Source organism: Spongiactinospora sp. 9N601, assembly GCF_044326295.1.
Taxonomy (GTDB): domain Bacteria; phylum Actinomycetota; class Actinomycetes; order Streptosporangiales; family Streptosporangiaceae; genus Spongiactinospora; species Spongiactinospora gelatinilytica.
The window spans coordinates 158,618-167,143 of sequence record NZ_JBIRBB010000022.1 but is presented as its reverse complement, the minus strand read 5'-3'; the positions used below and the strand labels follow the sequence as shown (position 1 = coordinate 167,143).

The following is an 8,526-nucleotide window of genomic DNA, read 5'->3' as shown; positions in this document are numbered from 1 at the left end:
ACAACGGCCGGACGAACACCTCGGGCTTACGTGCCACGACCACCTCCCAGAACTACTCCGGGACAAGGCTGGCGTGCTCACTCGCCGAGATCAATAACCCCAGCAAGATTCGGTGATGCGCCACTAGCTGTCCCCCTCGAACAGGCTCGTCACCGAGCCGTCGTTGAAGACCTCGCCGATCGCCTGCGCGATCAGCGGCGCGATGGACAGCACCGTCAGCTTGTCGAACCGCTTGTCGCCCGCCAGCGGCAGCGTGTTCGTCACCACGACCTCGGAGATCTGGGAGTTCTTCATCCGGTCCACGGCCGGGCTGGAGAACACCGCATGGGTGGCCGCGACCAGCACGTTGGTCGCGCCCTGCTCATAGAGGGCGTCGGCGGCCTTGCAGATGGTGCCCGCCGTGTCGATCATGTCGTCGATCAGCACGCATGTACGGCCGCGTACCTTACCGACCACCTCGTGCACCTTCACCTGGTTGGCCACGTCGAGATCGCGGCGCTTGTGGATGAAGGCGACCGGGGTGCCGAGCTTGTCGGCCCACCGCTCGGCCAGGCGGACCCGGCCGGTGTCGGGGGAGACGATCGTGGTGTTCTCCGGCTCCAGCTTGTCGCGCAGGTAGGAGGCGAGGACCGGCATCGCGAACAGGTGGTCCACCGGCCCGTCGAAGAAGCCCTGGATCTGGGAGGTGTGCAGGTCGACCGACATGAGCCGGTCGGCTCCCGCGGTCTTGAACAGGTCGGCGACGAGCCGGGCGGTGATCGGCTCCCGGCCGCGGCCCTTCTTGTCCTGGCGGGCGTACCCGAAGAACGGCATGACCACGGTGATGCGCTTGGCCGAGGCCCGCTTGAGCGCGTCCACCATGATCAACTGTTCCATGATCCACTGGTTGATCGGAGCAGTGTGACTCTGGATCACGAAGGCGTCACATCCGCGTACGGACTCCAGGTAGCGGGCGTAGATCTCACCGTTGGCGAAGTCGTGCAGTCTGGTGGGGGTCATCTCGATCCCGAGGTGGGCCGCCACCTCTTCGGCCAGCTCGGGATAGGCCCTGCCGGAGAAGAACATGAGGTTCTTCTCCCCGGTCGTCTTCCTGCCGCTCACTGTGCCACCTCACCGGATGATTCGATGACGTGCCGACGTGATCGCTTGCTCACGTGCCTTTCTCCTGTTGATCGCCGGTCGGCGCGGCGGCCGACGCGCGGAGCGCCGCCTCGGCCGACCTGGTGCCCGCACGCTTACGCGCGACCCACCCTTCAATGTTGCGCTGCCGTCCGCGGGCGACCGCGATCGCCCCGGGCGGCACGTCGTTGGTGATCGTGGATCCCGCCGCCGTGTGGGCGCCGTCGCCGATCGTCACGGGCGCGATCAGCATGGTGTCGCAGCCGACGAACGCGTGCTCTCCCACCGTGGTGTGATTCTTGGCCACGCCGTCGTAGTTGACGAACACGGTCGCCGCGCCGATGTTGGCGCCCGCGCCGATCGTGGCGTCTCCCACGTAGCTGAGGTGCGGCACCTTGGCACCCTCGCCGACCTGGGAGTTCTTTATCTCGACATGCGCGCCCGCCTTGGCCTTGCGCATCAGCACGGCCCCCGGGCGCAGGTAGGTGTAGGGGCCGACCTGGGCCTGCGGGCCGATCCGCGCGCCCTCGCAGACCGAGTTGCGCACCACGGCGTCGGCCCCGACCTCGGTGTCGGTCAGCGTGGTGGCCGGGCCGATCTGCGCGCCGGCGGCGACCGTCGTACGGCCGTGCAACTGGCACCCGGGGTGGATCACGGCGTCGGCCGCGAGCTCGACGTCCACGTCGATCCAGGTACTGGCCGGATCGATCACGGTCACCCCGGCCAGCATGTGCTCGCGCAGCATCCGGTCGTTCAGCACCCGGCGGGCGGCGGCGAGCTGGACGCGGTTGTTGACGCCCTCCACCTCGACGTGGTCGGCGGCCACGAAGGCGCCGACCCGGTGGCCGTCGGCGCGCAGGATCGCCAGAACGTCGGTGAGGTATTCCTCGCCCTGGGCGTTGGCGGCCCCGACCCGCTTGATGCCGTCGGCCAGGAGCCGGCCGTCGAAGGCGTAGACCCCGGAGTTCATCTCCCGGATCGCGCGCTGCTCGGGGGTGGCGTCCTTGTGCTCGACGATCTCCAGCACCGCGCCGCCGGAGTCGCGGACGATCCGCCCGTATCCGGTCGGGTCGGGCACCTCGGCGGTCAGCACGGTGACCGCGTTGCCCTCGTGGGCGTGTACGGCGAGCAGCCGGGCCATCGTCTCGCGGCGCAGCATCGGCGTGTCGCCGTACGTCACCAGGACGGTGCCGCCGATCGTGCCGACATCTTCCAGGGCGGTGCGCACGGCGTGGCCGGTGCCGCGCTGCTCGGCCTGCACCACGGCCAGCGCGTCGGGGCTGGTGGCGGCCAGATGCTCGCGCATCCGCTCCCGCTCGTGCCCGATGACGACGATCAGGCGCTCGGGTTCGAGCCCGCGCGCGGCGGTGAGCACGTGGTCGAGCATGGCCCGGCCGCACAGCTCGTGCAGGACTTTCGGTCGTTCGGACTTCATCCGTGTGCCCTCGCCCGCGGCGAGGACGACGACGGCGGCCGGGCGCGGCACACTCACGGACTGAGCTCCCTCGGCGTCGCGGCTGTGGATGGTTCGGATGCTGTGAACAAACGGATGATCTACTCAAACCTGATGAGGATGGCGTACGGCTACCACCTGGGCCCCGCGCCGCAATCCACCCGACACCGTGAGGATACCTGCCCGCCTCACGGTGACTCTCACCCCACCCGAGCATCCCGGGCGACCCGATGAACCACACACGACTACCGCTCCGGCGCCAGGACTCGAACCTGGACAACTGACACCAAAAGACAGCGGGCTGCCAATTACCCAACGCCGGATTACGGACCGACCCAAGCGGTGCGAGATCCCTCGACGACCGCCCAACTCAGTCCACCGAGCACACCCTACCTGGCGCGCACACCCTCCGACGATCGAGTTGGGCAAGCACCGTGGATCTTTTGGCCGCCCGGCGGCCACCCGCTCACGTACCGCATCACTGCCCGCACTATGCGCATATAGTCGGACATGTCGGGGGGCATTACCACACCCACGGGCCACCCGAGCACCACCCGAGGCCCACCCGAGCCCCATCGGAGACCTTCCGGATCGTCACCCCGGACATATTCGGCACTGAGGTCTTCCTTACCTACGATGGCGTAAGTTACGGTTGCGTAGCTAGGACATCGCTCCCATTCACGTAGCGAGAGGCAGCCCTATGACCGTCGCCACCGAAAACACGGCGCATCGCCCTAAGCCAGACATCGATCCAGAGCTCAAGACGAGATCGGAGATCATCACCTTCGGTGTCGTGGTGGCCGCTCCACTGATCGCCATCGCCGCCGCCGTGCCCTTCGCCTGGGGCTGGGGGCTGAGCTGGGTCGACATCGTCATCGCGTTCGTCTTCTACGTCGTGACCGGCCTCGGCGTCACCGTCGGCCTGCACCGCTACTTCACGCACGGCTCCTTCAAGGCCAAGCGCCCGCTGAAGATCGCACTCGGCATCGCCGGCAGCCTCTCACTGGAGATGTCCGTGCTGGACTGGGTGGCCACCCACCGCAAGCACCACAAGTTCTCCGACAAGGAGGGCGACCCGCACTCGCCATGGCGGTTCGGCACCGGGTTCAAGGCGATGTCCAAGGGCCTGATGTACGCGCACATGGGCTGGCTGTTCGAGCCCACCCGGGCCAACCGGGAGAAGTACGCCCCCGACCTCTACAAGGACCCCGACGTACGCAAGATGCACTCCTGGTTCCCGGTCATGGCCATCTCCTCCCTCGTGCTGCCCGCGATCATCGGCGGCCTGGTGACCTGGTCGTGGTGGGGCGCGGCGACCGCGTTCTTCTGGGGCACGGTGGTACGGATCGGGCTGCTGCACCATGTGACCTGGTCGATCAACTCGATCTGCCACGTCTTCGGCGAAGAGGACTTCCAGGTGCGCGACAAGTCGCGGAACGTCTGGTGGCTGGCGCTCCCGTCGTTCGGCGAGTCCTGGCACAACCTGCACCACTCCGACCCGACCTGTGCCAGGCACGGTGCGCTGAAGGGCCAGATCGACCTGAGCGCCGGCGTCATCCGCCTGCTGGAGAAGGCCGGCTGGGCCTACGACGTACGGTGGCCGGACCCCGAGCGGCTGGCGGCGAGACGACTTGGCTGAGTCCCCCCGGACACCCCATCTGATCGGCCGGGCCGCCGATACCGAGGCGGCCCGTGTTCCCACCGCCGGGAGAACTGCGGGCATTATGAATCCTGTGAGCGAATCCCGGTCCCGCAGACGTATGTCAGGCAAGGAACGCAGGGAGCAGCTGATCGCGGTGAGCCGCGCGCTCTTCGCGGAGAAGGGGTTCGACGGCACCTCCGTCGAGGAGATCGCCGCCCACGCCCAGGTCTCCAAGCCCGTGGTCTATGAGCACTTCGGCGGCAAGGAGGGCATCTACGCGGTGGTCGTGGACCGCGAGATGCAGCGGCTGCTGACGATGATCACCGAGGCGCTCTCGGCCTCACACCCGCTGGCCAAGCTGGAGCGGGCCGCCCTCGCGCTGCTCCACTACATCGAGGAGAGCAGCGAGGGCTTTCGCATCCTGGTCCGCGACTCGCACGCGGCGTCGGGCACCGGCACGTTCGCCAGCCTGATCAGCGAGATCGCCAGCCAGGTGGAGGACATGCTGGCCGACGAGTTCGCCAACCGCGGCTATGACCCCAAGCTCGCGCCGATGTACGCCCAGATGCTGGTCGGCATGGTCGCGCTGACCGGCCAGTGGTGGCTCGACGTACGCGCGCCCGGCCGCGAGGAGGTCGCCGCCAACCTGGTGAACCTCGCCTGGAACGGCCTGACGGGCCTCAACCCCAGCCCGCGGCTCAGTCCCGCGAGCCGCCGGGCGGAGGCACAGAGCGCACAGGCCGCACAGACCGCGCAAAGGGCCCAGCCGCTCCCGCCCGTCGTACGGCCGGCCACCGACAAGGAGCTGCGCGAGCGGGAGAAGGCCCGCGAACGCGAGGTCAAGGAGCAGGAGAAGTACGCCCGCGAGCAGGAGAAGCAGCGGCTGCGCGAACAGCGGGAGCGGGAGAAGGCCCGCGAGAAGGAGCGCAAGGAGCAGGAGAAGCTGGTCCGCGAGCAGGAGAAGGCCAGGGAACGCGAGCTGCGCGAGCGGGAGAAGGCCCGCGAACGCGAGGCCAGGGAACTGGAGAAGGCCCGCGAGCGGGAGGTGCGGGAGCAGGAGAGGCTGCGCGCCCGGGAGGCGCGCGCGGCCGGCCGGACGCCGAGCCGCCCCCAACAGCCGCAGCTCCACCAGCCGCAGCCGCCCCAGGCACAGCCCGAGCAGCCCCGGTCGGCGGTGGCCGCGCATACCCCGGTCCGCATACAGGACGAAGGGTATGGATCGGGTTAGAGTGGACAGGAGCCGGGAGAACGTCGCTCGGCGAAGCACTGACCGCACTCGTTGAGCCGAAGTTAACGCTCTGTTCAACAAGCTGAGCAATATTCTTTGATATGTCCGCCGAACTCGTGCAACCACCGCCAGACGGGCAGGAAGAGCCACCACTCCCTGCGGAGCGCTTCCTCAACAGGGAAGAGTCGTGGCTCCAGTTCAACCAGCGCGTGCTCGAAATGGCGGAGGACGCGTCCCTGCCCCTCCTCGAACGCGTCCGGTTCCTGGCGATCTTCGCAAGCAACCTCGACGAGTTCTTCCGGGTCCGGGTGGCCGGGCTCAAGCGGCGGATGGCCACCGGCCTGCTGCTGCGCACGAAGAGCGGGCTGAAGCCGCGCGAGGAACTGGCCAGGATCGCCGCGATCGCCGACGAACTGGCGCTGCGCCACGCCGCCTGCTTCCACACGCAGATCCGCCCGACGCTGAGCGCCGAGGGCATCGAACTGGTCCGCTGGGACGACCTCGGCCGGGACGAGCGCACCGGCCTGCGCAAGCTCTTCCGGGAGCGGATCCGCCCGGTGCTCACGCCGCTGGCCGTCGATCCCGCCCACCCGTTTCCCTATATCTCCGGCCTGTCGCTCAACCTGGCCGTCATCGTCCGCAACCCGGCCACCGGCCAGACCGTCTTCGCCCGGGTCAAGGTCCCGAGTCAGCTCCCCCGCTTCGTGGCGGCCTCCAAGGACCGGTTCGTCCCGCTGGAAGACGTCATCGCCGCCCACCTGGGCCAGCTCTTCAAGGGCATGGAGATCGTCCAGCACCACGTCTTCCGGGTCACCCGCAACGAAGACCTCGAAGTGGACGAGGACGTCACCGAGAACCTGATGCAGGCCCTCGAACGCGAGCTGCGCAACCGGCGGTTCGGCCCCGCCGTGCGCCTGGAGGTCGAGGAGAACATCACCGACGAGGTCCTCGACCTGCTGGTCGAGGAGCTGGACGTGGCCGACCATGAGATCTACCGGCTGCCCGGCCCGCTCGACCTCACCGGCCTGCACGCCATCGCCGACCTCGACCGGGGCGAGCTGAGCTACCGGCCGTTCGTCCCCGCCGAGGCCGTCCACGCCGAAGACGACCTGTTCGCCGTACTGCGCGAACGCGATGTACTCGTCCACCACCCCTACGACTCCTTCTCCACCAGCGTGCAGCGCCTGGTCGAGGACGCCGCCAAGGACCCGAACGTCCTGGCGATCAAGCAGACCCTCTACCGCACCAGCGGCGACTCCCCGATCGTGGACGCGCTGATCGACGCCGCCGAAGCGGGCAAGCAGGTCGTGGTCGTGGTGGAGATCAAGGCCAGGTTCGACGAGCACGCGAACATCTCCTGGGCGCGCAAGCTGGAGCGGGCCGGCTGCCACGTGGTCTACGGGGTGGTCGGGCTCAAGACGCACTGCAAGCTCGCCCTCGTCGTACGGCAGGAGGCGTCCGGCGAACTGCGCCGTTACTGCCACATCGGCACCGGCAACTACAACCCCAAGACCGCCCGGCTGTACGAGGACTTCGGCCTGCTGACCTCCGACCCGCTGGTCGGCGAGGACGTCACCGACCTGTTCATCCACCTCACCGGCTACTCCAACCACTCCGCCTACCGCCGGCTGCTGGTGGCCCCGCACTCGATGCGCGGCGGCCTGATCGCCAGGATCGAGCGGGAGATCGGCCACCTTGAGGCCGGACGCCCGGCGCGCATCCGGATCAAGAGCAACAGCCTGGTGGACGAGGAGTTGATCGACGCCCTGTACCGGGCCTCCCGGGCGGGCGTGCCGATCGACGTGTGCGTGCGCGGGGTCTGCACGCTGCGGCCGGGCATCCCCGGCCTGTCGGAGAACATCCGGGTGCGCAGCGTGCTCGGCCGCTTCCTGGAGCACTCCCGCATCTACGAGTTCGGCGCGGGACGGCGTCCGGAGATCTGGATCGGCAGCGCCGACGTGATGCGCCGCAACCTGGACCGCAGGGTGGAGGCCCTGGTCAAGGTCACCAGCCAGCAGCACCGCGAATACCTCAGCGAACTGCTCGACCTGTGCACATCCGACCGGACGAGCACCTGGTGGCTGTGCTCCGACGGATCATGGACCCGTCGGCACCGCGACGACAACGGCGAACCCCTCCTGGACGTGCAGACCCATCTCATCGGTACCCGCCGGTGGAGGACGATTGATGACTGAGCTCGACGTCCACCCGACCGACATGATCCGGGCGGCGGGGGCGGTGGTGTGGCGCGGCGACGAGAACAGTCCCGAGGTCGTCCTGGTCCACCGGCCGCGCTATGACGACTGGTCCTTCCCCAAGGGCAAGCTCAAGGCCGGTGAGCACGTCATCGCCGGCGCGTTACGCGAGGTCTGCGAGGAGACCGGGATCGACGCGGTGCTCGGCCGGGCGCTGCCGCCGATCCACTACCTGAAGAACGGCAGGCTCAAGCGCGTCGACTACTGGGCCGCGCGGGCGCTCGGCGGCCCCGGCTTCGAGGTGAGCGAGGAGGTCGATGAGCTGGCCTGGCTGCCGGTGGAGGAGGCCAGGCGGCGGCTCACCTACGAGTGGGACGCGGGCCTGCTGCGCGGCCTGCGCGCCGCGCCGCTCACCACCATCCCGCTGATCTTCGTACGGCACGGCCTGGCCGGCTCGCGCCAGGACTGGCCGGGCGAGGACGACGAGCGCCCGCTCGACGAGGACGGCCGGGCGCAGGCCGCCGGGATCGCCGAGGCGCTGGCCGGGTTCCGGCCGCAGGTCCTGGTCAGCTCGCCCAGCCTGCGCTGCGTGCAGACGCTCCAGCCCTACGCGGCCGGGCATGGCCTGCCCGTCCGCGAGGACGCCGCGCTCACCGAGACCGCCCCCGACCCGGCGGTGGTGCTGCGCCTCGCCCTCGACCTGATGGACGCCGGCGTGCCCGCCGTACTGTGCGGGCACGGCAAGACGCTGCCGCCGCTGATCGACGCCGTGTGGCAGGAGCGGCACAGCGGCCCCGGCAGGGACACCCACCTGCGCAAGGGCGCGTTCGCCGTACTGCACCACGCGGCGGGCCGGATCGTCGCCCTGGAACGCTACAGCACGTGATGT

The 8,526-nt window shown here is 69.0% G+C and carries 6 protein-coding genes and 1 tRNA gene; 4 read left to right on the top strand and 3 right to left on the bottom strand.

Features of this window, described 5'->3' with window-relative positions; all coding sequences use genetic code 11:
- Window positions 1–123: 123 nt before the first annotated feature.
- From ACH34R_RS38405 to ACH34R_RS38395, 3 genes are all read right to left on the bottom strand, one after another.
- A complete protein-coding gene (locus ACH34R_RS38405) occupies window positions 124–1,101 on the bottom strand; it encodes a ribose-phosphate diphosphokinase (RefSeq protein ID WP_397566515.1) in 978 nt (325 codons plus the stop codon).
- Between the two features lie 49 nt (window positions 1,102–1,150).
- Window positions 1,151–2,611 carry a bifunctional UDP-N-acetylglucosamine diphosphorylase/glucosamine-1-phosphate N-acetyltransferase GlmU gene (gene glmU, locus ACH34R_RS38400; protein ID WP_397566514.1) on the bottom strand — a complete coding sequence of 487 codons (1,461 nt, stop codon included), beginning with the start codon at window positions 2,609–2,611 and terminating at the stop codon, window positions 1,151–1,153.
- 212 nt (window positions 2,612–2,823) lie between these two features.
- Window positions 2,824–2,895: transfer RNA gene (locus ACH34R_RS38395), tRNA-Gln, on the bottom strand.
- Window positions 2,896–3,272: 377 nt separating this feature from the next.
- Here ACH34R_RS38395 and ACH34R_RS38390 point away from each other — a divergent pair.
- From ACH34R_RS38390 to ACH34R_RS38375, 4 genes are all read left to right on the top strand, one after another.
- Window positions 3,273–4,211 (top strand): acyl-CoA desaturase, encoded by a 939-nt coding sequence (locus tag ACH34R_RS38390; RefSeq protein WP_397566513.1) that lies wholly within the window; start codon window positions 3,273–3,275, stop codon window positions 4,209–4,211.
- Window positions 4,212–4,296: 85 nt separating this feature from the next.
- Window positions 4,297–5,442, top strand: coding sequence for a TetR family transcriptional regulator (locus tag ACH34R_RS38385; protein ID WP_397566512.1), 1,146 nt, complete (start codon window positions 4,297–4,299; stop codon window positions 5,440–5,442).
- Between the two features lie 101 nt (window positions 5,443–5,543).
- Window positions 5,544–7,637, top strand: coding sequence for an RNA degradosome polyphosphate kinase (locus ACH34R_RS38380; protein ID WP_397566511.1), 2,094 nt, complete (start codon window positions 5,544–5,546; stop codon window positions 7,635–7,637).
- Window positions 7,630–8,523, top strand: a complete 894-nt coding sequence (locus ACH34R_RS38375) for an NUDIX domain-containing protein (RefSeq protein ID WP_397566510.1) — start codon at window positions 7,630–7,632, stop codon at window positions 8,521–8,523. Before ACH34R_RS38380 ends, ACH34R_RS38375 begins: the two co-directional genes overlap by 8 nt.
- Window positions 8,524–8,526: the final 3 nt, after the last annotated feature.